The sequence below is a fragment of the Pseudomonas sp. DP-17 genome (assembly GCF_022380625.1).
Taxonomy (GTDB): Bacteria; Pseudomonadota; Gammaproteobacteria; order Pseudomonadales; family Pseudomonadaceae; genus Pseudomonas; species Pseudomonas nitroreducens_A.
The window spans coordinates 103,298-128,039 of the sequence record NZ_JAKSXG010000015.1; the positions used below are offsets into that span (position 1 = coordinate 103,298).

A 24,742-nucleotide genomic window follows, 5' to 3' on the forward strand; every position below is an offset into this window, starting at 1 on the left:
AAGTTGAACAGGTCCTGGAGCTCGAGATCGGCGACTGCCTCTGCCTGGAGGACGGTACCCAGATCTGTGTGCAACGTGTCCGTGACGGTCAGGTGCGCTTGAAGATACTCGAAGTCGGAGAAGGGCGTAGAAGGTCGGCTCGCGCGCTATGGTGTGTGGTGGCGCTGTCCGCTGTTGCGCTCGTTGCACAATGCTTGATTGGGTGATCTATGCAGCATGAATTCTGGCAGTCGCGCTGGGCGCGCAATGAAATCGGTTTCCATCAGCAATCGGTGAATCCCGGCCTGCAACGGCACTGGCCTAACCTGGGCCTGCCCGAGGAATCGCAGGTGCTGGTGCCACTGTGCGGCAAGAGCCTGGACATGCTCTGGCTGGCGCAATGGGGGTATCGCGTGCTGGGCGTCGAGTTGGCCGAACGCGCCGCCGTCGACTTCTTCGCTGAGCTGGGTGTCGTACCGCAGATTACCGAGGAGGGCGCGCTGCGCCGATACAGCTACGAGCGCCTGGAGATTCTCCAGGGTGATTTCTTCGACGTCACGGCTAAGCAGGTGGCCGGTTGCGGTGGGTTGTATGACCGTGCGGCGCTGATCGCCTTGCCGCCGGACCTGCGAGCCGACTACGCCGCGCACCTGCAGCGCATCCTGCCGAACCCCGTGCGCGGCCTCGTGGTGACGCTGGAGTATCCGCAGGCGCAGATGGATGGCCCGCCTTTCGCCGTGCTGGCCGCCGAGGTTCGCGAGCTCTTCGTCGAAGGTTGGGAAGTGGGAGAGGTCGAGCGTCTGGATGTGCTGGCGGAGAATCCGAAGTTCCTCAAGCGCGGCGTCAGCCATCTGGATGAAGTGGTATTTACGCTGCGTCGCGGCTGAATCGCAGGCAAGAGAAAGGGCGACCCGAGGGTCGCCCTTTTTTTCGCCTTGAAGTTTAGCGGCCGGCGGCGCGCAGGGCTTCGATGCGGTCTTCCAGCGGCGGGTGGCTCATGAACAGGCCGGCGAGGCCATGCTTGAGGTTGCCGTTGATGCCGAAGGCCTGCAGGGAGTCGGGCATCTGCACCGGCACACCCTGTTCGGCGCGCAGGCGTTGCAGGGCAGCGATCATCGCGCCGTTGCTGGCCAGGCGGGCGCCGGCTTCGTCCGCACGGTATTCGCGCTTGCGCGAGAACCACATGACGATGATGCTGGCGAGGATGCCCAGGACCAGTTCGGCGAAGATGGTTGCGACAAAGTAGCCGATACCCGGGCCGTCTTCGTTCTTCAGGATCACCTTGTCGACGAAGTTGCCGAAGATGCGCGCGAAGAACATCACGAAGGTGTTCACCACGCCCTGGATCAGTGCGAGGGTGACCATGTCGCCGTTGGCCACGTGGCCGATCTCGTGGGCCAGCACGGCTTTCACTTCTTCAGGGGAGAAGCGCTCCAGCAGGCCCTGGCTGACCGCAACCAATGCGTCGTTCTTGTTCCAGCCGGTGGCGAAGGCGTTGGCTTCGTAGGCGGGGAAGATACCCACTTCCGGCATCTTGATGCCGGCCTCGCGGGACAGCTCTTCCACGGTCTGCAGCAGCCACTGTTCGTGGCGGGTGCGCGGCTGGCTGATGATCTCGGTGCCGGTGCTCATCTTCGCCATCCACTTGGAGATGAACAGCGAGACCAGGGAGCCGGCGAAGCCGAAGACGGCACAGAAAATCAGAAGGCTACCGTAATTCTGGCCGGTGAAACGGTCCACGCCGAGCAGTTTCAGGGTGATGCTGGCGATCACCAGAACTGCCAGGTTGGTGGCCAGGAACAACAGGATGCGCATCATGGCGTAAAGCTTCTCCTCACGGTGACATGGGCGAAAACCGCATGGGAACGCGGCTTTCCGGATCGCCGGGCACAGTCGTGCACGGGATCGCTGAATAGTATGCGGGGTATATACGGTTGGCCCCGAGGCGATTCAACTCGGGGACTATTTCAACTTGTGTCGCTTGCCCCTGTTACAGGCGCCCCGAATCGCTCTCGAAGAGTAGACGGGTCAGTCGCGCGATGCGTTCCCCGTGCCGGCTCGCCAGTGCCTCGCGCAGCTGGTTGGCCAGCGTGGCCTGGTCGCGGCGCACGCTGGGCGGCAGTTCCTCGCCGTCGCGCACGGCGTGGGGAACGATGCGGGTCAGGCGCATGAAGGCCTTTTCGCTGAGCACTGCCTGGTCCAGCGCTTCGTAACGAATGGTTGCCTCGAAGCGCAGGTAGCCTTCATCGGCCAGCCACAGCAGCGCACCCAGGCAACTCTGATGGCGGGTGCTGGGCAGGCCGAACTCGTCGGGCTCTTCCCGGCCGATCAGGTCCTCGACGTAGAGGGCGATCTTGCGCGGGAAGGCCTGGTAGAGCATCAGCAGGCCGCAGGCGCAGTCCTTGTAGAAGTCGTCGATCTGCAGGTCCATTTATGCGCTGGGATTCATTGGCGATGATTTATTGGCGATAACTTTTCAGGAAGTTGCCGATGCGACCGATGGCCTGTTCCAGGTCATCGAGACGGGGCAGGGTAACCACCCTGAAGTGATCCGGCCAGGGCCAGTTGAAAGCGGTGCCTTGAACGATGAGCAACTTCTCGGAAAGTAGCAGGTCGAGGACGAACTTCTCGTCGTTGTGGATCGGGCAGACTTTCGGATCGATGCGCGGGAAGGCGTAGAGCGCGCCCATGGGCTTGACGCAGCTGACGCCGGGAATGTCGTTGAGCAGTTCCCAGGCGCGGTTGCGCTGCTCCAGCAGGCGGCCGCCCGGCAGGACCAGGTCATTGATGCTCTGGTAGCCGCCCAGCGCAGTCTGGATCGCGTGCTGGCTCGGCACGTTGGCGCACAGGCGCATGTTGGCCAGGATGTCCAGGCCCTCGATGTAGCTCTGCGCCTTGTGCTTGGGACCGGAAATGGCGATCCAGCCGGAGCGGAAGCCTGCCACGCGGTAGGACTTGGACAGGCCGTTGAAGGTCAGGCAGAGCACGTCCGGCGCCAGGGAGGCGGTGGAGATGTGCTGGGCCTCGTCGTAGAGGATCTTGTCGTAGATCTCGTCGGAGAAGATCACCAGGTTGTGCTGGCGCGCCAGTTCGACGATGTCCAGCAGCACTTCCTTCGAGTAGACCGCGCCGGTGGGGTTGTTCGGATTGATCAGCACCAGGGCCTTGGTATTGCTGGTGATCTTCGCCTTCATGTCGGCGACGTCGGGGAACCAGCCGGCCTGTTCGTCGCACAGGTAGTGCACCGGCTTGCCGCCGGAGAGGGCGACCGAAGCGGTCCACAGTGGGTAGTCGGGCGCCGGGATCAGCACTTCGTCACCGTTGTTGAGCAGTGCCTGCAGGGCCATGACGATCAGCTCGGACACGCCGTTGCCCAGGTAGATGTCCTCGATGCCGACACCTTCCACCTGCTTCTGCTGGTAGTACTGCATCACCGCCTTGCGCGCGCTGAACAGGCCCTTGGAGTCGCTGTAGCCCTGGGCAGTGGGCAGGTTGCGGATGACGTCCTGGAGGATTTCGTCCGGCGCTTCGAAACCGAACGGCGCCGGGTTGCCGATGTTCAGCTTGAGGATGCGGTGGCCTTCCTCTTCCAGGCGTTTGGCGTGCTTGAGCACGGGCCCGCGAATGTCGTAGCAGACGTTGGCGAGCTTGTTCGATTTGGTGACCTGCATGATCTGGGATTCCGAAATAGTCCGCGGCCGGCGACTTGGCAGGCTGTAACGCGGGTGACAGACTGGCGTCAAATGAGTGGTTCGGAAGTGCTTTTCCCTGGTGTCGACCCTGAAAATCGACAGGAAAACAGTGGAATTCTCGAAAAATTAGAGCTTTTAAGGCTTTTCTATCGCGAGAATGTCTCTGTGCGGCAGATTCTGAACGTGACGTTAACCACGCGCATCATACGTGCGGCCCGATTCCCGGAAAAGGAGGCATCGGGCACTTTTTTCCATTAATGGAGGCAGATCGATGGAAAAGCTGGAAAAGCCCCTGGATTCCTGGCGTGACGAACTCACCGACGAGCAGTTCCACATCTGCCGGCTGGGCGGCACCGAGCGTGCGTTCACCGGCGAATACCACGACACCAAGACGCCCGGTATCTACCACTGCGTGTGCTGCGGCACCGCGCTGTTCGACTCCGACGCCAAGTACGACTCCGGCAGCGGCTGGCCGAGCTACTTCCAGCCGGTGAACGGCGAGGTGGTCAAGGAGCTGGAAGACTTCAGCCACGGCATGCACCGCATTGAAGTGCGCTGCGGCAAGTGCGATGCGCACCTGGGCCATGTCTTCCCTGACGGTCCGCGGCCGACCGGGCTGCGCTACTGCATCAATTCGGCGTCCTTGAAGCTGGTGCCCAAGGAGTGACCCGAGGCCCGCAATGAGCGGGCCTGCTCTTGCAGGGTTGGATGTTGTGTCATTTGGCCGGGTAATTCGTGATCAATTGAATTGCACGCAATTTAATTGATCACTACTCTTGGGTTTCCCACTTTCCCTGGAGCCATCTGCGATGAGCGATGCACTGCTGAACATTCCCGTGACCACCATCAAGGGCGAACAGAAGACCCTCGCCGACTTCGGCGGCAAGGCCCTGCTGGTGGTGAACACCGCCAGCCAGTGCGGCTTCACTCCGCAGTACAAGGGGCTGGAGAAGCTCTGGCGGCAGTACAAGGACAAGGGCCTGGTGGTGCTCGGTTTCCCCTGCAACCAGTTCGGCAAGCAGGAGCCGGGCAACGAGGGGGAGATCACCCAGTTCTGCGAGCTGAACTTCGGCGTGAGCTTCCCGCTGTTCAAGAAGATCGACGTCAACGGCGCCGAGGCCCACCCGCTCTATGTGCAATTGAAGAAGCGCGCCCCCGGCCTGCTGGGCAGCCAGGGCATCAAGTGGAACTTCACCAAGTTCCTCATCGGCCAGGATGGCTTGGTGGTCAAGCGCTTCGCCCCGACTACCAAACCCGAGCAACTGTCCGCCGAGATCGAAGCGCTGCTGTGATGAAAGACGCTGTATCCCTGCCGGCCGAACTGCAGCTGGACAACCAGCTGTGCTTCCGCCTGTATGCCGTGTCCCGCGCGGTGATCCGTGGCTATCGGCCGATGCTCGAGGCGCTTGGCCTGACCTACCCGCAGTACCTGGCGATGCTGGTGCTCTGGGAGTGGCAGGCCGAACCGCCGCCGCAGCCTTCGGTGAAGACGCTCGGTGAGCGCCTGATGCTCGACTCGGGCACCCTCACGCCGTTGCTCAAGCGTCTGCAGCAGCTGGGCCTGGTGCAGCGACGTCGGGCGCAGCATGACGAGCGCGAAGTACACCTGGGGCTGACGGCGGAAGGGATGGCATTGCGCGAGAAGGTGCTGCCGCTGCGTGAGGAACTACTGTGCCGCAGCGGCATCGACCTGAGCGTCACCGATGGCCTGCGCGAGCAACTGGACAGCCTGCTGGTGCAGTTGTCGAAACTGGACGTCTGAATCAGCCGCGGGCCTGGGGGACGGCCCAGCGTTCGAGGATGGCTGCCAGCTCGTCGCGGTGGAAGGGTTTGGCCAGGTAGTCGTCCATGCCGGCGGCGCGGCAGCGCTCGCGTTCCTCCGGCAGGGCGTTGGCGGTCAGGGCAACCACCGGCAAGTCCGGCCAGCGGCCGCTCTCGCGGATTTCGCGGGTAGCCTGGTAACCGTCCATCACTGGCATGTTGCAGTCCATCAGCACCAGGTCGAATTCGCTGCTGTCGAGTTGCTTCAGCGCCTCTTCGCCGTTGATGGCGATGCCTACCTGACAACCCAGCTTCTGTAAAAGGCCGCGTGCGACCAGTTGGTTGACGGGGTTGTCTTCCACCAGCAGCACGCGCGCGGAGAACTGCTCCTGCGAGGTGGTGCCAGGGGGCTTCGCTGAGGGCAGCGGCTGATGCTCGAAGGCCTGCTTCAGCGCCTGGTAGAGCACCGCGCGGGACAGCGGCCGCGCCAGTTGCCGCAGGGGGGCGAGGCGCTGGGCCAGTTCGGGCTCAAGGAAGTTGCCGTAGGCCGTGACCAGCAGCACCGGCTTGGTGACGTTCTGGCGCAGCACCACCAGGCAGTCGGGGCAATCCGACAGCAGTGCGTCCAGTTCCACGCCGGCGAGGCTCTCGTCGATTTCCAGACGCTGGTAGTCCACGCCCCATTCCGGCAGCCAGTTCTGCAGCAGCGCGGCCAGGCCGCTGCTGGCAGAACATTGCACGATGAGCTTGCCGTGCAGTTTCGCCAGCGGTTGTGACGGCTCCAGTGCCCGCAAGGGCAGGGTGACGATGAACTCGCTGCCCAGGCCTGGCTCGGAGGTGACGCTCAGCTCGCCCTTCATCGCCTCGCAGAGCTTGCGCGTGAGCGCCAGTCCCAGCCCGGTGCCGCCGTACTGGCGGGCGATACCGGCATCGGCCTGGGTGAAGGGTTGGAAAATCTTCTGCAGGGCCTCGGGCGCCACGCCGATACCGGTGTCGCGCACGCTGATGCGCACACCTTGCTCCCGGGTTTCGGTGCCCAGCGGTTCGACGCGCACGTCCACGCGGCCGAAGCGGGTGAACTTGAGGGCGTTGGAGAGCAGGTTGCTGACCACCTGGCGCACCCGCGTCGGGTCGCCGGAAAGCTGTGCCGGCAGTTGCGGGCTGATCAGGCAGGTGAGTTCCACCGCGGGACCTGCGTTCTGCGAGAGCAGGCTGGCGGTATCCTCCACCAGGGTGCCGAGGTCGAAGGGAATCTGCTCCAGTTCCAGTTGGCCGGCCTCGAACTTGGACAGGTCGAGCACATCGTTGAGCAGCTCCACCAGCACCTTGCCCGAGTCGTGGGCTATCGACAGCTGCTGGCGCTGCTCGGCGGTCAGCGGGCCGTCCAGCGCCAGGCCCAGCATGCCCAGCAGGCCGTTGAGCGGAGTGCGGATTTCGTGGCTCATGTTGGCCAGGAAGTTGCCGCGCGCCTGGGCCATGGCCAGGGCGGTCTGTCGCGCCTGTTCCAGTTCCTGGTTGGACAGGGTCAGGCGCGCGTTGGCTGCCTTCAGTTCGGCCGTTCTTGCCGCGACTATGCTTTCCAGCTCTTCCAGGTACTGGGTCAGGCGGTCTTCGGCTTCGCGGCGCTGTTCCATCTCCACCGAAATGCGGTTGAGCTGGCGATTGGTGACCTCCACCAGCACGCCGATCTCGTCGCGCTCATGGCCACGCGGGCAGGGCAGGCGCAGGCGCGAGGGCGAGCGCGGGTCATGGCGGGAAAGGGCTTCGATCAGGCTCACCAGCGGCTTGGTCAGCAACGCATAGAAGAGCACCAGCAGGATCAGCGAGAGCATCAGGCTGCGCACGAAGCCGGAGAGGAAGGTCATCCCGGCGCGGCGCAGGAAGTCGTTGCCGAAGACAAAGGTGTCGATCTCCAGGCGCAGAACGCCAAGGGATTCGGCGGGGGCGTGGTCGACGAACAGCGGCTCCTCGTAGGTGCGCTGCTCGCCGAAAAGGAAATCGCTCAGGCCGCGCAGGTGGCTTTCTGCCGGAGGCCGGTCGGCGCTGGCCAGGGGCACATTGGCGTTATCGATGATCTCGGCGCGGATCACCGCGGGCGAGCGCAGCAGTCCTACCACCAGTTCCTGGGCCAGTTCGGCGTCGATGTTGTAGGCGATGCGTGCGGCAGGGTTGTGGCTGACGTCCAGCAGGGCGCGCACTTCGCGATTGATGGAGGCGTCCTGGCTGGCATAATCGACGCCTACCTGGATGAGGCTCAGCAAGGTGCCCAGGATGAACGCCACCAGCACCGTCAGGCTGGCCTGCTTGAACGAGAGGCGATGTGTGAGCGCAATATCCATGGTTGCGGAGTGTCGCCTCGCAGAAGCTTTCCTGCGGCGTAGCATAGCCCATCGGAACCGTCTGTCGGGATAGCCCGAAGGCGAAGAAATTCCCAGGCCTGACGCTCGAGTGTTGCGCCTGGAGACTTTCCCCTGAAAAGCCTGGAGACTCGCGTGGATTCCCGTCTGAACGATTTTCTTGTGCGCGCCGAAGCGCTGATGGCACGCCTGGAGCCTTTGCTGCCTGCCCTCCGCGAAACAGTGGACTGGCAGCACAGCCTGGCGGCGCGCTGGCACCGTGACGGCCGCAGCGGCTACCTGCAGCCGCTGAAGGTCAGCCTCGACCTGCGCCTGGACGACCTGCTGGGCGTCGATCGACAGCGCGAGCAACTGGAGCGCAACACCCGCCAGTTCGTGGTCGGCCAGCCGGCCAATCACGCTTTGCTATGGGGCGCCCGCGGCACCGGCAAGTCCTCTCTGGTGCGCGCGCTGTTGGCGGAGCTGGCCGGGGAGGGGCTGCGTCTGATCGAGATCGAGCGCGACCACCTGGCCGACCTGCCGCGTGTGGTCGAGCAGATCCAGGGCCTGCCGCAACGCTTCGTGCTGTTCTGCGATGACTTGTCGTTCGACGCGGGCGAGGGCGATTTCCGCGTCCTCAAGAGCGTACTCGACGGCTCGCTGGAACAGGCGCCGGACAACGTGCTGCTGTATGCCACGTCCAATCGCCGCCATCTGGTGTCGGAAAAGCAGAGCGACAACGAGAACTGGAAGATGGTCGACGGCGAGTTGCACCCCAACGAGGCCGTCGAAGACAAGATCGCCCTGTCCGACCGCTTCGGCCTGTGGCTGTCCTTCTATCCCTTCACTCAGGAGCATTTCCTCAGCGTGGTGCGCCACTGGGTCGAGGCGCTCGCGCAGAAGTCCGGGCTCAGCGCCTGGGCCTGGAACGAGGAACTGGAGAAGGAAGCCATCCGCTGGGCGCTTGGGCGCGGCAACCGTAATGGCCGTTGTGCCTATCAATTCGCCCGCTACTGGGTGGGCCGACAATTGCTGGAAGGAGAAACCCCATGATCGATCTGCAACAGGCCGACGCCGGCCTTGACGGCTATGCGCTGCTCGCCGCCCAGGCGGAGTCGCTGTTCGCCGACGAGCGCGACTTCATCGCCAATGCCTCGCAGTTTTCCGCGTTCCTGTTCAACGAGCTGGCGGACCTGAATTGGGCCGGTTTCTACCTGAACCGCAATGAAGAACTGGTGCTCGGCCCCTTCCAGGGCAAGGTCGCCTGCGTGCGCATTCCCTTCAGCAAGGGCGTGTGCGGTGCGGCGGCGCGTACCCGTGAAACCCAGCGTGTGGAAGATGTGCATGCCTTCCCCGGCCACATTGCCTGCGACAGCGCCTCCAACAGCGAACTGGTGGTGCCGCTGGTGAAGGACGGCCGCCTGATCGGCGTGCTGGACCTGGACAGCCCGAAGGTTGGCCGTTTCAGCGCGCAGGACCAGGCCGGCATCGAGCGGCTGGCGGAGATATTCCTGCGCCTGTCCGACTGCTGAGGGTGTGCGGGTAAGCAAAAGACCCGCCTCGGCGGGGCTTTTTCATGGGGTCGCGCGGGTGGCCGGAGCAATGCGAACCCATCGCGGACGGAGTCCGCTCCTACTCCCTCTGCAACACCGCGCAGTCCCAGCAGGAGCGGATACCGCCGTCGGCGTTATCCGCCCCGGGATATAGCTGCGCGGACGTGGGATTGGCTCAGCGCTTGGCCATGATCTTGGCGATGATCTGCAATTCGCCCTGGACGATCTCGGCCAGGGCAGGGCGGGCCAGGGTGCGCTCGAAATGCGCAGCCAGCCTCGGCCAGCGCTGGGCATCCAGCGCTTCCTCGCCGTGGCGCAGGTTCACCAGCTGGCAGGCAATGGCGATGTCGGCGAGGCTGAAGCGGTCGTCGACGAACCACTGCTGTTCGCCCAGGCACTTCTCCAGGTAATCGAAGTGCTCCGGAAGCTTTTCCTGCATGGCGCCTTTTACGGCCACTTCATCGCAGACCTTGCCCATCAGCGGTTTGAGCAGACGATTGCGGAATACGGTGAAGGTGGTCAGCGGGGCCAGCTCATAGTCGGCGTATTTTTCCAGCCAGTTGATCCGCGCGCGGGATTCGGCGCCCGAGCCGCACAGCGGGGCGCGTTGCGGGTCGCGGTCTTCCAGGTAGTGGCAGATGACGCTGGAGTCGGCGAGGGTGAAATCGCCGTCGCGGATCGCCGGCACGCGGCGCAGCGGGTTCAGTTCGCGGTACCAGTCGGGCTGGTTGAACGGGTTGACGTTCTCCAGCTGGTAGTCGAAGCCTTTCTCGGCCGCGAACAGGCGGACTTTGCGAACGAAGGGGGACAGCGGGGCGCCGAAGACGACGAGGCTCATGCAAGGCTCCTGGGGCAAAGGTGGCCGGGGTTTTGGTTCGACGATGGATCAGTCGTAAAGGTTCTTCTTCTTCCAGATATCGTCTTCGTCCAGTGCCTTGAGGCCGTCGCCCAGTTCGCTGGGTTCGTCCGGTACGGGCTGGGAGGTTTCCAGCACCAGGGCGTTGGCATGGGCCAGTTGGGCTTCCATGTGCTTGAGCTGCGCCTGGTAGCGGCCGATTTCCGGCTGCTTCTGCAGGTACTGCGCGCCGCGCTCGAAAGCCAGGCGGGCCTGCCGGGGCTGGCCCTGCTGCAGCGCCTGCTGGCCCAGGTTGCCGAAGAACTCTATATGGAGGAGGGTGAGCAGATGGCGGATTTCCTTCACCCACTTCTTCGCTTCGGCCTGCGGCAGCATGTTGTCCTGGGCGCAGCGGGTGAGCTGGGCGTGCAACGCTTCGAAAAGGAAGCGCACGTCCTTGGCCTTGGCTTCGGTGAGGATCGGCTGCGGCGCATTCTTCACCGGGATGCTTTCTCCCTTGGCTACCAGGCCGCGCAGCTCTTCCAGGCGCTGCCTGAGCGCGGTGTTCTGCTTGTCGACCGCGAGCAGGCGTTCGCTGAGCTTCAGCTCGAAGCCGCTGAGCAGCAACTTCAGCGCCGGCGACATGAACTGGCCGGGCAGGGACTCGGAGACATCGGCGCAGCGCCGGCAGCGATCTGACAGATCGGCCTTCAGACGAGCCTGCTCAAGCTTGCGGTTCTCCACCAGGTGATTGATGTAGCCGATGGCGACCAGCAGGGCGATACCGACGAGAACCAGGACCGTAATGACGATTGGCGACACCGTGGAGTGCTCCGGATGCTTTTTCCGCGAGTGTAATGTCTTAGTGATACCGCTGATAGCGGCAGCTCAGTTTTTACTCAGAAGTCTTTGATTTAAAAAAAATTTCTTTGAAGGGTTGACGACCCTCCAAAGCCTCCCTAGAATGCGCGCCACTTCGACGCGAAACGCAGAAATGCCGGAGCGACGAAGGCGGAAAGATGTTAAGTTCCGGGCCGCGTCCCCTTCGTCTAGTGGCCTAGGACACCGCCCTTTCACGGCGGTAACAGGGGTTCGAGTCCCCTAGGGGACGCCATTGCGGGAATAGCTCAGTTGGTAGAGCACGACCTTGCCAAGGTCGGGGTCGCGAGTTCGAGTCTCGTTTCCCGCTCCAGATTCTCGATCATCGCCAAGGCGGTGAGCGAAAGATGAAATGGCGTTACCCTTCGGCGAAAGCTGAAGGTTGCAACAGGTTGCTGCGGGAATAGCTCAGTTGGTAGAGCACGACCTTGCCAAGGTCGGGGTCGCGAGTTCGAGTCTCGTTTCCCGCTCCAGAATCGAAGCGCCGTCCATCAGGACGGCGTTTTCGTTAAACCTCCAGCGAACGCTGACGGTTACAGCAAGTTGATGCGGGAATAGCTCAGTTGGTAGAGCACGACCTTGCCAAGGTCGGGGTCGCGAGTTCGAGTCTCGTTTCCCGCTCCAGAATCGAAACGCCGCCCATCAGGGCGGCGTTTTCGTTTGTGCGGCGAAAAGTTTGCCCCTCGTTGTTCCTCGCCTTCCCCGCCACTGCGCTACCTGCCTTTCTCTCCCGACTGCCAGGCTTTTCGCGGCCTCCCTGCGAAAGCCGTCGTGTGCCTGCATTGAAGAAGATTCTGACGCAGCCCTGAGGAGAATCCCGTTTGTCGCCCCGAACAGGCACCCGAGAATGCCAGCGCTCATCGCCGTGCGATGGAGTGGGGCCCATTCATGAAGCTCTCCAGCGAAGTGGACGGGCATTCGTGGAGCTTGTCGTGATGGGGTTGATGCACAGATGCCGAAGTTGCGCAGTCATTTGAAAGCGGCCCAATTGCCGCCAAGCGCAGAGGATCAGGATGACGCGGTCAATGTCCTGTCGGTGTTCGATTTCGACGGCACCCTGACCCGGCATGACAGCTTTCTGCCGTTCCTTTGGTTCGCCTTTGGCACTTTTGGCTTTCTATGGCGCCTGGGAGCCATGCTACTCCCTGGCCTGGCATTCCTCTTGCGCCGAACCCGTCGCGATGAATTGAAGGCGCGTCTGGTCGCGGTCTTCCTGCAGGGCGTCGATGCGCAATGGCTGGAGGCCCGAGCGGAAGCCTATTGCCGGTGCATCTGGGGCTATCTGCTGCGCCCCGCAGGGGTGCGCGGCGTGGCGACGGAGTTGCGCTCAGGTGCCGAAGTGACTCTCTGCTCGGCTTCCCCGGATCTGCTGTTGCGGCCTTTTGCCGAGCGCCTGGGGGTCGGCCTGATCGCCACTGAGTTGGAAGTCATCGATGGCCGACTCAGCGGACGCATCCTCGGCGGCAACTGTCGCGCCGAAAACAAGGTGCTGCGCCTGCAGGCGAAGTACGGCCCGTTGACGGGCTACCGGCTGCGCGCCTGGGGCGATACCCAGGGCGATCATGCGTTGTTGTGTGCGGCCCAGGACCCGCATTGGCGAGCATTTCATCCCTCGTGGCGGTGCACATCCGACCCGATCCGCCCGGGCATCTGATCCGGTCCATGGCCGGATCGCTCTGGCCGACACTACTTTTCGAGAGCTGCAATCGTGGAACAGACACACCTGGGTTTTCCCCCGCTGACAATGGCGGTATTCGTCGGGCTGGCCTTGGCCGCCCTGTTGCTGGACATGGCGACCCACCGGGACAACAAGCCCATTTCGCTGACGAGTGCGGCCCTCTGGTCGCTCTTCTGGGTAGCAGTCTCTCTGGGCTTCGCCGGCTTCCTCTATATCCAGCACGGCGCCCAGGTCGCCAGCCTGTTCTTGACCGGCTACGCCCTGGAAAAGGTGCTGAGCGTCGACAACCTGTTCGTCTTCATCGCCATCTTCGCCTGGTTCAAGGTGCCGGACGGCCTGCGCCACCGGGTGTTGTACTGGGGCATCCTCGGCGCCATCGTGTTCCGCGCCATCTTCGTGGCCATCGGTACCGGCCTGCTGGCATTCGGGCCCTGGGTCGAGATCGTCTTCGCCCTGATCGTGGCCTGGACCGGCGTGATGATGCTCAAGGGCGGCGATGAGGATGACGAGGAGGAGGACTACTCCAAGCACCTGGCCTACCGCTTTGCCAGCAGGTTGTTCCCCGTCTGGCCGAAGCTGGTCGGTGGTCGTTTCTTCATCGCTCGCAAGCAGCTCGAGACTGAACTGCGCAAGCCGGAGGACAAGGGCGTCAGCCTGGCCAAGGGCGCGCTGTTCGCTACCCCTTTGTTCCTCTGCCTGGTGGTGGTCGAGGTGTCTGACATGTTGTTCGCCTTCGATTCGGTGCCGGCCGTGATCGCCGTCAGCCGCGAGCCGCTGATTGTCTATTCCGCCATGCTGTTCGCCATTCTTGGGCTGCGTACGCTGTACTTCGTGCTCGAGGCGCTCAAGCGCTATCTGGTCCACCTGGAAAAGGCCGTTGTGGTGCTGCTGTTCTTCATCGCCGCGAAGCTCGGCTTGAACGCGACGGACCACCTTTTCCACCACGGCATCGGTATCGACGCCAATACCAGCCTGGTCGTGGTGCTGGTGGTGCTGGCGCTGGGCATCCTTGCCAGTCTGTTGTTCCCCGGCACGGAGGACGACGCCGGCGACGTTTCCGAGCGCTAGCGCGATTTCGCTTGAGTCAGGAAAAGCCCGCCTCGCCGCGGGCTTTTTTTCGTGGCCGGCGGTTGCGCTGAGGCGAACCGGTGATCGGAATTTTCAAAGGACACGCCGGGCGCTCGAGCACGCCGCGAAAACCCTGTCCCAGAGCCCTCCGGGGAAGGTGGCGCGGGCGCGAAAACGCCTTGGACGACAGGGATTTTCACAAGTTTTTCACGGACTGCAACCGCCGTCGCCAGTGACATGGCCATTGGCCGCACATCGGCAATTTCCTTGATCTAAGCTCCACTCAGGTCGGTCTCGCGATCAGAGGTTTGCATGCGAAATATTCCCGTGGAGAACCTCCGAAGCGCACTGCGGGCCTGTCGCGAAAGTTTCCTGTTCGTAGGTTTTTTCAGCCTGTTCATCAACGCACTGATGCTGGTGCCGACCTTCTACATGCTGCAGGTCTACGGCCGGGTGATCACCAGCGGCAGCCTGACCACGCTGACCATGCTGACGCTGATCATGACGCTGCTGGTGATCACGCTCGGGTCCCTGGAATGGGTCCGCTCGCGCATCCTGGTGCGGGTGAGTACGCGGCTCGATGTGCTGCTCAGCCGCCAGGTCTACAAGGCCAGTTTCAAAAGGGCGCTGCACAGTGGCGGGATGGACGCTTCGGCCCAGCCTCTCAACGACCTGACCGGCCTGCGCCAGTTCCTTGCCGGCAGCGGCCTGTTCGCCTTCTTCGATGCGCCCTGGCTGCCTATCTATATCGCGGTGATGTTCATGTTCCACCCCTGGCTGGGCTGGGTGGCGGTGGGCAGTGCCGTGCTGTTGCTGGTGCTTGCCGTGGTCAACGAGAAGGTGACCGCGCCGGCCCTGGCGCAGGCCAACAAGGAACACATCGCGGCGACGCTCCAGACCACCAAGAACCTGCGCAACGCCGAAGTCATCGAGTCCATGGGCATGCTGGAAACCCTGATGGACCGTTGGGGAAGCCGGCAGCGCAGCGTGCTGTTGCTGCAATCGCTGGCCAGTGACAAGGGGGCGGTGATCAGCACGCTTTCCCGCACCTTTCGCCTGCTGGTGCAGTCTCTGGTGCTCGGGCTGGGCGCTTATCTCGCGGTGGATCATCAGGTCGGGCCGGGGATGGTCTTCGCCGGTGCCGTCCTGCTCGGCCGGGCGCTGGCGCCGCTGGACCTGATCATCGGCAGTTGGAAGGGCTTCATCGCGGCCCGCTCGCAGTACAACCGCTTGAACGACATCCTCGAAAAGCTCCAGGCACAACCCCAGCGCATGCCGCTGCCGGCCCCCCAGGGGCATATCCAGGTGGAGAACCTGGTAGTGACGGCGCCGGGCTCGACGACACCGATCATCAAGAACATCAGTTTCAGCGTGCCCGCCGGTTGCGTGGTGGGCATCATCGGGCCGAGCGCAGCAGGGAAGTCCACCCTGGTGCGGGCGCTGATGGGCGTATGGCCGCCATTGCACGGGGTCGTTCGCCTGGACGGTGCGGACATCAGTACCTGGAACAAGCACGACCTCGGCCCGCACATCGGCTATCTGCCCCAGGACATCGAACTGTTCGAGGGCACCGTCGGCGAGAACATCGCCCGCTTCGCCGAGGTGGAATCGGAGAAGGTCATCCAGGCGGCGAAAATCGCCGGGGTCCACGAGATGATCCTGTTGCTGCCGGACGGCTACGACACCGTCATCGGCAGCGAAGGGCTGATGCTCTCGGGTGGGCAGCGCCAGCGTATCGGCCTGGCTCGTGCACTGTATGGCAGCCCGAGGCTGATCGTGCTCGACGAACCCAATTCCAACCTCGACGACATCGGTGATCGCGCCCTGGCCGCTGCCATCCACCAGCTCAAGCAGAGCGGCGCGACTGTTTTCGTCATCACCCACCGCACCAACCTCGTTTCCCAGCTCGACCGGCTGATGCTGATGAACGACGGCACCGTGACGCTCTACGGACCGCGTGACCAGGTGCTCGCCGAGCTCACCGCCAGGCAGCCGCCACAGGTGCCGCAGCGCCCGAAGCCGGCGGGCGCGAGCATCGCTCCGGTGGATACCCACAAGGATGACGCCGATGCCCAGTCACCCCATTGAGAGCTTCGCCGACCTGCCTTTGTCGGACCTCAAGGTCCGCCGTCTGGGGTTGGCTATCGTTGCGGTGACCTTCGGGCTGTTCGGCACCTGGGCGGCGTTCGCCCCGCTGGACGGCGCCGTCTATGCGCCCGGCGTGGTGACCGTGCAGGCCTACCGCAAGACGGTGCAGCATCCCGAAGGCGGCATCGTCAAGGAAGTGCTGGCGCATGATGGCGACATCGTCAAACGCGACGCCCCATTGATCGTGCTTGACGATGCCCAGCTGCGATTCGAATACGAGATGACCCGCAGCCAACTGATCGCCGCCGAGGCGATGGAGGCGCGGCTCAAAGCCGAGCGCGACTCGCGTGCAGCCATCGACTTCGAAGGGGTTGGCGACTTCGCCAGTCCGCGCGGCGAGGAGGCGCGGCAGAGCGAAACCCAGGTCTTCAATGCCCGCCAGGGATCGCGGCAGGGGCAGATATCCGTGCTGCGCGAGCGCATCGGCCAGTTGAACCAGCAGATCGACGGGCTGCAATCGATGATCGGTGCCAAGGGCCAGCTGGCGAACTCCTACGGCGGCGAAATCGGTGAGTTGTCCGACCTGCTCAAGCAAGGCTACGTCGACAAGCAGCGCCTGCTGGAACAGCAGCGCAAGCTGCAGATGATTCGCGCGGAAATCGCCGATCACCGTTCCACCATCAACCGCACGCGCTTGCAGATCAACGAAACGCAGCTGCAGATCCTGCAGATCGACAAGGATTTCAGTGCCGAAGTCGCCAAACAGCTGGCCGAGGTGCAGACGCGCATCTATGACCTGCAGGAGAAGCGTTCGTCGCTCGAGGACCGGCTGGGACGCATCGTCATCCGGGCGCCGGACGCGGGCATGGTGATCGGCATGACGGTGCATACCGTCGGCGGTGTGGTGCGTCCGGCGACGCCGTTGCTGGACATAGTGCCCTCGGTGTCAGAACTGGTGATCGAGGCCCAGGTTCCGCCGGTGGACATCGACCGCGTGGCCATCGGCAAGCGCGCGGACATTCGCTTCAGCGCCTTCAACAGTGCGACCACGCCGGTGATCGAAGGCGAGGTCATCAACGTCTCGGCGGATCGCCTGGTCAACGAGAAGACCAACGCTGCCTATTACCTCACGCGGGTCCGCGTCACCGAAAAAGGGGCTCGCACGCTGGGCGAGCGAAAGTTGCTGCCGGGCATGCCGGCTGACGTGCTGATCATCACCGGGCAGCGCACCCTGTTGCAGTATCTGATGCAGCCGGCGCGCAACGCCCTTTCCCAATCGATGATCGAGGAATGACCATGGATGCATCAACCTTCTGGCTGGCGGGGGTGCTGACGCTGGCGTCGAGTTGCGCGCTGGCGCAGACCTACACGGCGGCGCCCACGGGTGTTGGCGTGGCGCAGGACGCCACCGACCTGCTGCGCCTGTACCATGAGGCGCGGCTGGAGGACCCGCAGATTCTGGCGTCCTACGCCCACGCGCAGGCGGGCAAGGAATACCAGCGCGAAGCCATGGGTGTGCTGCTGCCACAACTGTCGCTCAATGCCGGGACCAACCAGATCCACCAGCGCAACGACCTGATCGACGAGAGCTACGACAGCGAGAACTACAGCCTTGTGCTGCGCCAGTACCTCTACAACAAGGCGGCCTGGGAGAACTACCAGAAGTTCAAGAGCATGGCGGTGCAGTCGGAAAACGAGGCGCTGGACGCCCAGGCGGAGGCCACCGTGGAACTGGCGCGGCGCTATTTCACCGCACTGGCGGCCGAGGATGAGCTGGAGCTGGTGATTGCCGAGCGCCGCACCACCCAGGAAAGCCTGGACCGGGTCAATGCGCTGTACGCCCGGCAACTGGCCCTGGTGACCGACCAGCTCGATCTGCAGGCCCGCGTGGACCTGCTTGCGGCCCAGGAACTGGAAGCGCGCAACCAGGCGACCATCAGTCGCGAGGCGTTGACGGAAATAGTGGGTCGGCCGGTGAAGGAGCGGCTCAGTCGGGTACGCGATGACGTACGCCTGCAGATGTCGGAGCAGAGCCTTGACGATTGGGTGCGTGACGGCATCGCGCTGAACCCAGCGCTCAAGGCCAGGCAGAGCGGCGTCGATGCAGCGGAAGCGGCGCTGCGCAGCGGCAAGGGCGGGCATTATCCGACACTGAGCCTGAACCTCAGCGCGCAACAGACCAACGAGGGCTACAACAACTCCCTGGCGCCGCGGACCGACAGTTATGTTGCCGGCGTCGGACTGCAGGTGCCGATCTACAGCGGCGGCTCGACCTCGGCGCGGGTGCGCGGGCTGTACCAGGACCAACTGGTGGCAGAGGAGCAACTGGAGGAAATCCGTCGCCGGGTGGTCAAGGAGATCACCAGCGCCTACCTGACGGCCAACTCCAATGGCGAGAAGATCCAGGCCAACCGACTGGCTCTGGTCTCGGCGCACAAGTCGCGCGAGTCGGCGGAAAAGGCGCTGGGCTATGGCATGGTCAACGCAGTGGACGTACTTGCCGCAGTGCGCAACGAATTCCGCGCCCGCCGGGATCTGCTCAAGACCCAGTACGAGTTTCTCAGCAACGTCTTCACCCTGAATCGCTGGGCGGGCAGGCCGCCGATCGAGAGCGTTCAGAGCGTGAATGGCTGGCTCAGCGCCCGCGCTTCCAGCGAGGCTCTTCCGCGTCCCTGACACTCCCGCAGGGCGCTCTCGCGCCCTCGCGTTCCCTACCCTCATCGTTCGATGGTGCGAGCGCTTTCGGCAAGCCGGCGCGCGCCGGTGCCGGCCGTCGTCTTCCTGCTGCCACGCCGGGTTGGAGCGGCGATCTTGACGATATTTTGACGAGATCGTCCTTATTGTAATTTTTCCCCAGCCATTCGTCGTTTAATTGACGAATCCCGCTGTGATGGAAAGGCTCATTCCGAGTGCCGCTGTTGGTTGCAAGCGTTTGATTTCCGGGAAGTGGCGAGTTTCGGCAGGTGTGGCGCAGCGCATCGCCTGCCACGAAATCGAACCGCTGGTCGACGGGTGGCCAAGCGGGTAGAGGACCGGCCTGACCTAGACTCAGGTGACCGGTCGAGGGAGCACGGAATCATGTGCAACGTGTTGATGGGCACTCGTATTGATGCCGCCTCGATGGGTTGTTCCGCTCTTGCGGAACCCCACCGGCCCCAGCGGGTAAAAGGCATGTTCTCGCCAGAGAAGTCTCCATCCGCCGGCTACGGGCCTGGCGCCGCAAGCATCCGTTACCGCTTCCGGCGCACTTCCAACTGCTCTTGCCCGGTATGCAGAGCACCACTGGAAGGGCGCACGCGAAGCCCTTTGCAGAGGGGGTCAGAAAGCCATGTCTGACCACAGAAAAACGATACGGGTGATGCTGGTCGATTGCCGCCCGCTCGTGCTGATCGGCCTTCACGATCTGATCAATGCCAGACGGCCGCGAATGGAGGTCAGCGGCCAGGCCACGACCTACACCTATGCGCTGGACCTCGCCGACCAGCAGCGCCCCGATGTGATCTTCTTCAGCTTCTTCCCGGACGCCCTGAACCCGCTCGAAGTGGTCACCGAACTGACGCGCAGCGCGCAAATGAAAGTGCTGCTGCTCAAGGGGCTGTACGAGGCGGTTCCGGCCGCCCAGGCGATAGAGGCGGGCGCGCGGGGCATCGTGCTGGCGGAAGATCCGACCGAATCGATCATCCAGGCCATCGTCAACGTCCATCATCGCGATATCGCACTGGATCGCGCCTGGGCGGGCGGGCTTTCCGGCTACGCGGCCAGTGGGCACGTGCCGCTCAGGTGCAACCACGAGCAGGCCAAGCACGCCCGGCTGACGGTGCGCGAAAGGGAGCTGATCAGCGCCATAGTCGAAGACCCGTCGGCCAAGTACATGAGCATCGCCGAGCGCCTGGGCATCAGCGAACACACGGTGCACAACCACCTGAGCAACATCTACCAGAAGCTCAACCTGATCAACCGCATGGACCTGCTGATGTATGCGTTGAAGCATGGACTGGCTGGCAGCGAAGAGCCGCCGGAGTCTGCGTGGGTTGAGATGGACCGCTCCGCGCATCAGGGCAATGGTTCGTCGTTGCGCAACAATTGAGCGCCGTTGCCGCGCCCGATTGACGGTAAAAATGAAGGGGGGTGGCATCCAGGCCACCCCCGCTTCGTTCCCGCGTGCGAACTAGGTTGCGCTGCCATGCACGATGTCGGTGTTGAGGATGTCGACCCCCACCACTGTGATGGTGGTGATCTGCCCGCCGGACTCCTGGATGCTCACGATGCTGTCGGCGCCGTTGTTGTCGATGTTCTGCACGGTCGACGTGGCATCACCATTGAGGACCAGCTTGTCACGCTGGCCCGCAGTGTCGAAACCGGTGACCTGGTACTTGTTCTCGGTGCGTGCCAGGTCGACGTTGAAGGCCTCGCGGGTGCCGGTCACGCCTGCCAGTACGTAGTCAAAGGTCCCGCCGGCGGCCTTGTTGGCGAACAGGTTGGCGGTGAAGGCGCTGGTCGCGGTGTCGCCATCGCCGTCGGTCACCGTGGCGTTGAACGACAGCTTGACGTCGCTGGCCAGATTCTCGACCTGCCGGATGAACTGGATGGTCGGGATCTTGATCATGCCCTCGGCCATGGTCAGCTGGATGGCATCGATCATCTTGCCGGCGACGGTCTGCACGGTGAAGGATTTTTGTCCGCCGGCCTCGTTCTGCAGGTTGCCCGCCAACACCTTGATCGGTGCACCGGACGTCGTGCCGTCGTCGTAGTAGGCGACGTAGTACAGCGATTCCGAGGCTGGGTCGTAGCCGCCCACCGAGTTGTCGATGAACACCTTCACCGAGGTCAGCAGCGTCTGCGGGTTGGCCACGAAGCTGTCGTCACCGGCGGTGATGCCGGCGCCGCTGCCCTGCAGGACGTTGTTCTTCACGCCGATGCCGGAGGTACTGACGTTGAGGGCCTTCTGGTCGTCGATGTACGACGGTAGCGGGTTGGTCTGCAACTGCGCCTCGGTCGGATCGGTTGCGCCCTGTCCTATACCGGTCAGGATGCTGTTCGCGCCCGTCTGCGGCGCCAGTGCCTTGGCGGCGAAGAAGACGACGGCGTCAGTGCCGATGGTCAACGTCTGGACCGGGTCCGGGCCGCCGGCTCCGAGGGAGCCGTTGGCGGTGCTCAGCACCAGCGTCGAACTGAAGCCCTGCACCAGGTCCAGGGTGTAGGTGCCGTCGGCCAGCGCCGTCAGCGTGTAGTCGACGCTGGTGTTGGCAGTGCTGGCGTTGTTGTCGAAGTCCCCGGTGAGGGTGCCCGCGAAGTGGTACGCACCATTGATATCCGGCGACGGCGACGTTTCGGTGAGCGTACCGGTCCCGGTGGTGGTCGTGCCGTTGGGTCGTACCAGGGTGAACTGCCCGTTCGCCAGGGCAATATCCAGGCCCGCTGTGCTGCTGCCGTCGGCGCCGAAGGAATGGTCCCAGTACCCGGTCTGCGCCAGGGTGCTGCCGGTGCCGACGATGTTGCCGAAGGCCAGCGACGGGCCGTCGTCGTAGAACATCAGGTTCTGTCCGATGTTCAGGGTCGCCTGGGCTGTGTCGCCATCCTTGTCGGTCGCGGTTGCAACGAGTTTCACCAGGTTGTCCGCGCTGAGGGTTCTGCTGTCGTTGGGGTCGGTGACATTCTCGTGGACCACGGCGCGCAGCTGGTCGAGCGTGACGTCACCGTTACTGGCCGCGCTGACGGTGAAGACCAGTGCGTTGCTGATCGCCGTGCGACCTTCCACCACGCCGTTGTTGAGCGACAGGTTGACCGCCTGGCCGGTGGCAGTGTCGATCAGCCCGGAGGCGCCGGCGATGACGCTCAGGGCATAGCTCACCGGGGTCGCGCCGGCCCCGTCGGCGCCATAGCTGGGACTGAAGTTGGCGGCGAAGTTCTGCGTGGCGTTGGTGCTGAAGTCGCTCTCGTCCACCGTGAGGGTCGGCTCGGTACCGGTGGTGCCGATGGTCGGCCCGTCATCCTTGAAGATCAGGTTCTGGCCGATGTTCAGCGTGGCCTGGGTGCTGTCGCCATCCTTGTCGGTGACGGTGGCCGTCAGGGTGACCAGCGAGTCCGCCAACAGGCTGCGGGAGTCATCGGGATTGGTGGCGTCGTCGTGGACAATGGCGCGGACCTGATCGAGTGTGACGTTACCCGTGGCGTCGACACTGACGCTGAATACCAGGAGGTCGGTCGTAGCGGTGCGGCCCTGCACGACGCCGCCGACGATCGACAGGTTGACCGCTTCGCCGGTAGCCGTATCGGTCAGCCCGGAGGCACCGGCGACTACGCCCAGGGCATAGCTCACTGGGTTCGCGCCGGCTCCGTCGGCGCCATAGCTGGGACTGAAGTTGGCGGCAAAGCTCTGCGACGCGTTGGTGATGAGGTCGCTTTCGTCCACCGTCAGGGTTGGCTCGGTGCCGGTGGTACCGACGGTCGGTCCGTCGTCCTTGAAGATCAGGTTCTGGCCGATGTTCAGCGTGGCCTGGGCGCTGTCGCCGTCGCCGTCGGTCTTGGTCGCGGTGAGTTTCACCAGATCGTCAGAGGTGAGGGTCGTGGAGTCGTCCGGATTGCTGGTGTCTGCATGCACGATGGCGCGCTGCTGGTCCAGGGTGACGTCGCCGTTGGCAGCCACGCTGACGGTGAACACCAGGTCGCTGCTGGAGGCCGTGCGGCCTTCGACCACCGCGCCATTCATGGACAGGTTCACGGCTTGGCCGGTGGCTGTGTCCACCAGCCCGGAGGCGCCGGCGATCACGCTCAGCGCATAGGTCAGGGTGCCCGCGCCATCGGCACCGAACGCCGAGCTGAAGTTCGCGGCGAAGCTCTGCGAGGCATCGGTGGCGAGGGCGGATTCGTCCACCGTCAGCGTGGGTTCGGTACCGGTGGTGCTGATGCTCGGGCCGTCATCCTCGAAGATCATCTTCGAGCCGATTTCGACGGTGGCGGTGGACACCTGCAGCAACTTGAAGCCGCCGATGTCGAAGTCGGCGTGGTCATTGCCTTTGGCATCGACCGCCGCGCCGTTCTCGATGAGCACGCGGTTGTGATCCGCCGTGGTGGTGTACTCGATCTTGTATCCGGCCAGCACGCCGGTGATGGTTGCCACGCCGCCAGTGATGGTGATGACGATGCCCGGGTCGTTCACCGAGCCGTTGGAATTCTCCAGCACCGCGCCGGTAGTACTGTTCAGAACGCGGACGTTGGTGATAGCGACCGTGGTGTCACCGGCATAGCCGTCGATGAAGGCGTTGCCCGCCTCGGCGGCGGTGCTGAACGCGCTGATCTTGACGATGGCGCTCTTGCCGCTCTGCAACTGCACGACGTCGAAGCTGGCGGTCTTGGCGTTGAACATCTGGGTGAAGTCGATGTTGGCTTCGACATCGGCCTCGTTCTGGTCCAGGTTGGGGATGGTCATGTCCTGCCGGGCACCGGTGACGAAGGTGAAGCGGATGCCTTCCTGCTCGACGATCATCTGGTTGTTGGTGCCGAAGGTGGTCGGGCCGCCGGCCTGGCTGGTGTTGATGGTGTCGCCGGTGGTGATGTTGGCGCCGGTGGACTGGTTGGCCGGGTCCTTGCCGGTGGCGATGATGGTCGGGTCGGTGATGCGTATGACCCCGTTGTCATTCACCGTGGTCGGGGTCGCCGTGGTGAACATCAGGAACAGGTTCTGCCCGGAGGGGGCGTCGGCGAGGCTGAAGGTCAGGTCCTGGCTGGTGCCGATGTAGACCTTGTTCAGGAGGTTGAGGGCATCATCGGCATTGGTGCCGTCAGGGTGCTTGAGTGGCTGGTATTCCACGGTCCAGATCTTGCCGCCGCTGACCGGCGAGCCGGTTTCCTCGATGTAGGCCGCGAACACGATGGTGCCGTTGGCGCCGCCGGCGCGCCCGAGCAGGACGTTGTTGTTGGTGGTGTCGGTGTAGAGAAGGATGTCCACCCCGGCGAGGGTGTCCAGGCCGCTGTCCAGGCCATTGAGCGGCGCGCCGCCGCTGCCGGTGAAGAGGATGTCGGTGATTGCGCCACCGGGAGCGGCGCTGATGGTGAAGGCGTTGCTGCCGGTATTTCCGGCTGCACCGGTATAGCCGCTCAGGGCGGCGCCCGACGCAGTGCCGGCACCCAGGGCTGTCAGGCGGGCAGTGAAGGCGGCGGGCAGGGAGGCGAGGAGGATGTCGTTGTCATCGGCGTCGCCCGCCGGGCTTGGGGTTGCCGTGGCGTTCTGCAGGCCGGTGGTTTCGTCCAGCGAGACGGTCACGCCGGTGGCCGATACGATGGGGCCGGCGTCAGTAAAGGTGGCGGTCGCCGTGGCGCCGTCACTGGAAGCGGAGAGCAGGAAGCGTGCCCCGGCGGAGTCATCCGGGTCGACGTACCAGGACGTGGTCACGCTGCCGTTGACCAGGCCGTCCAGGTCGCCGGCGCCGCCGTCGGTCACGTACCAGGGGTCGTGGCCGGCACCGGCGCTGGTGTTGAGCACGTCGTCCGGCGTGCCCCAGACGCCGTCGGCGCCCGGGCTGGTGGCGTGGTCCACCTCGATCTTCACGGTGCTGCCGGCGGTGAAGCCGCTGGCGGTAATGATGGCGGTACTGCCGGGGGCGTAATCGTTCTGGTCGGTGGTCACGGAAGGAGCGGTGCTGTCATCTGCGGTGGGGCGCGTTGGCGACGCAATCTTCTTATGGATGGTCATGATGTTCTCCCGAGCATTTCCATGCGTGGTGGCCAGACCTCGACTGCTGGCCTTTTACTGCTACATGCCACGACTATGGGGACGCACCGGGGAATGCGCATCGGCCGATACTCCCAGGCGGGATGGGAGTTTCGGACTAGGCAGGCAGGGCAGCGCAGGCGCTGGGTGGTTGCAGCGCTGC

General features: G+C 63.8%; 19 protein-coding genes and 4 tRNA genes. 16 read left to right on the forward strand and 7 right to left on the reverse strand.

Annotation, left to right across the window (positions count from 1 at the left end):
* The first annotated feature begins 209 nt into the window (after positions 1 to 209).
* On the forward strand, positions 210 to 866 hold the full coding sequence (locus tag MJ122_RS24225) for a thiopurine S-methyltransferase (RefSeq protein WP_239746297.1): 657 nt from the start codon (positions 210 to 212) through the stop codon (positions 864 to 866).
* Positions 867 to 921: 55 nt separating this feature from the next.
* On the opposite strand, the gene htpX is transcribed toward MJ122_RS24225, so the two are convergent.
* The 3 genes from htpX to MJ122_RS24240 all read right to left on the reverse strand — a co-directional run bounded on the left by htpX (position 922) and on the right by MJ122_RS24240 (position 3,650).
* Positions 922 to 1,797, reverse strand: a complete 876-nt coding sequence (gene htpX, locus MJ122_RS24230) for a protease HtpX (RefSeq protein WP_239746298.1) — start codon at positions 1,795 to 1,797, stop codon at positions 922 to 924.
* A gap of 172 nt (positions 1,798 to 1,969) precedes the next feature.
* Positions 1,970 to 2,410 carry a hypothetical protein gene (locus MJ122_RS24235; protein WP_088416999.1) on the reverse strand — a complete coding sequence of 147 codons (441 nt, stop codon included), beginning with the start codon at positions 2,408 to 2,410 and terminating at the stop codon, positions 1,970 to 1,972.
* Positions 2,411 to 2,438: 28 nt separating this feature from the next.
* On the reverse strand, positions 2,439 to 3,650 hold the full coding sequence (locus MJ122_RS24240; protein WP_024766955.1) for a pyridoxal phosphate-dependent aminotransferase: 1,212 nt from the start codon (positions 3,648 to 3,650) through the stop codon (positions 2,439 to 2,441).
* A gap of 292 nt (positions 3,651 to 3,942) precedes the next feature.
* Between MJ122_RS24240 and msrB the strand changes: the two genes are divergently transcribed.
* From msrB to MJ122_RS24255, 3 genes are all read left to right on the forward strand, one after another.
* A complete protein-coding gene (gene msrB / locus MJ122_RS24245; RefSeq protein ID WP_017516978.1) occupies positions 3,943 to 4,338 on the forward strand; it encodes a peptide-methionine (R)-S-oxide reductase MsrB in 396 nt (131 codons plus the stop codon).
* Positions 4,339 to 4,480: 142 nt separating this feature from the next.
* The gene (locus MJ122_RS24250; protein WP_239746299.1) at positions 4,481 to 4,963 is read left to right on the forward strand and encodes a glutathione peroxidase; all 483 of its coding nucleotides are present in this window, start codon (positions 4,481 to 4,483) and stop codon (positions 4,961 to 4,963) included.
* Positions 4,963 to 5,433 carry a MarR family transcriptional regulator gene (locus MJ122_RS24255; protein ID WP_239746300.1) on the forward strand — a complete coding sequence of 157 codons (471 nt, stop codon included), beginning with the start codon at positions 4,963 to 4,965 and terminating at the stop codon, positions 5,431 to 5,433. The genes MJ122_RS24250 and MJ122_RS24255 overlap by 1 nt, the downstream gene beginning before the upstream one ends.
* Position 5,434: 1 nt before the next feature.
* On the opposite strand, the gene MJ122_RS24260 is transcribed toward MJ122_RS24255, so the two are convergent.
* The gene (locus tag MJ122_RS24260) at positions 5,435 to 7,771 is read right to left on the reverse strand and encodes an ATP-binding protein (RefSeq protein ID WP_239746301.1); all 2,337 of its coding nucleotides are present in this window, start codon (positions 7,769 to 7,771) and stop codon (positions 5,435 to 5,437) included.
* A gap of 153 nt (positions 7,772 to 7,924) precedes the next feature.
* Here MJ122_RS24260 and MJ122_RS24265 point away from each other — a divergent pair, with 153 nt between their 5' ends.
* Both MJ122_RS24265 and MJ122_RS24270 read left to right on the forward strand, forming a co-directional pair.
* The gene (locus tag MJ122_RS24265; RefSeq protein ID WP_088417003.1) at positions 7,925 to 8,821 is read left to right on the forward strand and encodes an ATP-binding protein; all 897 of its coding nucleotides are present in this window, start codon (positions 7,925 to 7,927) and stop codon (positions 8,819 to 8,821) included.
* Complete coding sequence (locus tag MJ122_RS24270) at positions 8,818 to 9,300, forward strand: GAF domain-containing protein (protein WP_239746302.1); 483 nt, start codon at positions 8,818 to 8,820, stop codon at positions 9,298 to 9,300. Before MJ122_RS24265 ends, MJ122_RS24270 begins: the two co-directional genes overlap by 4 nt.
* A 196-nt stretch (positions 9,301 to 9,496) precedes the next feature.
* On the opposite strand, the gene MJ122_RS24275 is transcribed toward MJ122_RS24270, so the two are convergent.
* Together MJ122_RS24275 and MJ122_RS24280 are read right to left on the reverse strand one after the other, a co-directional pair.
* A complete protein-coding gene (locus MJ122_RS24275; RefSeq protein WP_239746303.1) occupies positions 9,497 to 10,159 on the reverse strand; it encodes a glutathione S-transferase family protein in 663 nt (220 codons plus the stop codon).
* Positions 10,160 to 10,207: 48 nt separating this feature from the next.
* Positions 10,208 to 10,978: a hypothetical protein gene (locus MJ122_RS24280; RefSeq protein ID WP_239746304.1), complete on the reverse strand. Its 771-nt coding sequence runs from the start codon at positions 10,976 to 10,978 to the stop codon at positions 10,208 to 10,210.
* 216 nt (positions 10,979 to 11,194) lie between these two features.
* On the opposite strand from MJ122_RS24280, the gene MJ122_RS24285 reads away from it, so the two are divergent.
* From MJ122_RS24285 to MJ122_RS24330, 10 genes are all read left to right on the forward strand, one after another.
* Positions 11,195 to 11,270: transfer RNA gene (locus MJ122_RS24285), tRNA-Glu, on the forward strand.
* Positions 11,271 to 11,272: 2 nt separating this feature from the next.
* Positions 11,273 to 11,348: transfer RNA gene (locus MJ122_RS24290), tRNA-Gly, on the forward strand.
* 84 nt (positions 11,349 to 11,432) lie between these two features.
* Positions 11,433 to 11,508: transfer RNA gene (locus MJ122_RS24295), tRNA-Gly, on the forward strand.
* A 75-nt stretch (positions 11,509 to 11,583) separates the two neighbouring features.
* Positions 11,584 to 11,659 (forward strand) — tRNA-Gly (locus tag MJ122_RS24300).
* 328 nt (positions 11,660 to 11,987) lie between these two features.
* Complete coding sequence (locus tag MJ122_RS24305) at positions 11,988 to 12,689, forward strand: HAD-IB family phosphatase (RefSeq protein WP_239746305.1); 702 nt, start codon at positions 11,988 to 11,990, stop codon at positions 12,687 to 12,689.
* Between the two features lie 54 nt (positions 12,690 to 12,743).
* Positions 12,744 to 13,781 (forward strand): TerC/Alx family metal homeostasis membrane protein, encoded by a 1,038-nt coding sequence (locus MJ122_RS24310; protein ID WP_239746306.1) that lies wholly within the window; start codon positions 12,744 to 12,746, stop codon positions 13,779 to 13,781.
* 312 nt (positions 13,782 to 14,093) lie between these two features.
* Positions 14,094 to 15,869, forward strand: a complete 1,776-nt coding sequence (locus tag MJ122_RS24315; protein ID WP_239746307.1) for a type I secretion system permease/ATPase — start codon at positions 14,094 to 14,096, stop codon at positions 15,867 to 15,869.
* On the forward strand, positions 15,850 to 17,163 hold the full coding sequence (locus MJ122_RS24320; RefSeq protein WP_239746308.1) for an HlyD family type I secretion periplasmic adaptor subunit: 1,314 nt from the start codon (positions 15,850 to 15,852) through the stop codon (positions 17,161 to 17,163). The genes MJ122_RS24315 and MJ122_RS24320 overlap by 20 nt, the downstream gene beginning before the upstream one ends.
* 2 nt (positions 17,164 to 17,165) lie before the next feature.
* Positions 17,166 to 18,545: a TolC family outer membrane protein gene (locus MJ122_RS24325; RefSeq protein WP_239746309.1), complete on the forward strand. Its 1,380-nt coding sequence runs from the start codon at positions 17,166 to 17,168 to the stop codon at positions 18,543 to 18,545.
* A gap of 652 nt (positions 18,546 to 19,197) precedes the next feature.
* The gene (locus tag MJ122_RS24330; protein WP_088417012.1) at positions 19,198 to 19,956 is read left to right on the forward strand and encodes a response regulator transcription factor; all 759 of its coding nucleotides are present in this window, start codon (positions 19,198 to 19,200) and stop codon (positions 19,954 to 19,956) included.
* Positions 19,957 to 20,037: 81 nt separating this feature from the next.
* On the opposite strand, the gene MJ122_RS24335 is transcribed toward MJ122_RS24330, so the two are convergent.
* On the reverse strand, positions 20,038 to 24,561 hold the full coding sequence (locus MJ122_RS24335) for a DUF5801 repeats-in-toxin domain-containing protein (RefSeq protein WP_239746310.1): 4,524 nt from the start codon (positions 24,559 to 24,561) through the stop codon (positions 20,038 to 20,040).
* Positions 24,562 to 24,742 lie beyond the last annotated feature (181 nt).

Coding starts and splice junctions, on each gene's coding strand:
- MJ122_RS24225 (WP_239746297.1), top strand. CDS start 210: ATGCAGCATGAATTCTGGCAGTCGCGCTGGGCGCGCAATGAAATCGGT.
- htpX (WP_239746298.1), bottom strand. CDS start 1,797: ATGATGCGCATCCTGTTGTTCCTGGCCACCAACCTGGCAGTTCTGGTG.
- MJ122_RS24235 (WP_088416999.1), bottom strand. CDS start 2,410: ATGGACCTGCAGATCGACGACTTCTACAAGGACTGCGCCTGCGGCCTG.
- MJ122_RS24240 (WP_024766955.1), bottom strand. CDS start 3,650: ATGCAGGTCACCAAATCGAACAAGCTCGCCAACGTCTGCTACGACATT.
- msrB (WP_017516978.1), top strand. CDS start 3,943: ATGGAAAAGCTGGAAAAGCCCCTGGATTCCTGGCGTGACGAACTCACC.
- MJ122_RS24250 (WP_239746299.1), top strand. CDS start 4,481: ATGAGCGATGCACTGCTGAACATTCCCGTGACCACCATCAAGGGCGAA.
- MJ122_RS24255 (WP_239746300.1), top strand. CDS start 4,963: ATGAAAGACGCTGTATCCCTGCCGGCCGAACTGCAGCTGGACAACCAG.
- MJ122_RS24260 (WP_239746301.1), bottom strand. CDS start 7,771: ATGGATATTGCGCTCACACATCGCCTCTCGTTCAAGCAGGCCAGCCTG.
- MJ122_RS24270 (WP_239746302.1), top strand. CDS start 8,818: ATGATCGATCTGCAACAGGCCGACGCCGGCCTTGACGGCTATGCGCTG.
- MJ122_RS24275 (WP_239746303.1), bottom strand. CDS start 10,159: ATGAGCCTCGTCGTCTTCGGCGCCCCGCTGTCCCCCTTCGTTCGCAAA.
- MJ122_RS24305 (WP_239746305.1), top strand. CDS start 11,988: ATGCCGAAGTTGCGCAGTCATTTGAAAGCGGCCCAATTGCCGCCAAGC.
- MJ122_RS24315 (WP_239746307.1), top strand. CDS start 14,094: ATGCGAAATATTCCCGTGGAGAACCTCCGAAGCGCACTGCGGGCCTGT.
- MJ122_RS24320 (WP_239746308.1), top strand. CDS start 15,850: ATGCCCAGTCACCCCATTGAGAGCTTCGCCGACCTGCCTTTGTCGGAC.
- MJ122_RS24325 (WP_239746309.1), top strand. CDS start 17,166: ATGGATGCATCAACCTTCTGGCTGGCGGGGGTGCTGACGCTGGCGTCG.
- MJ122_RS24330 (WP_088417012.1), top strand. CDS start 19,198: ATGTCTGACCACAGAAAAACGATACGGGTGATGCTGGTCGATTGCCGC.
- MJ122_RS24335 (WP_239746310.1), bottom strand. CDS start 24,561: ATGACCATCCATAAGAAGATTGCGTCGCCAACGCGCCCCACCGCAGAT.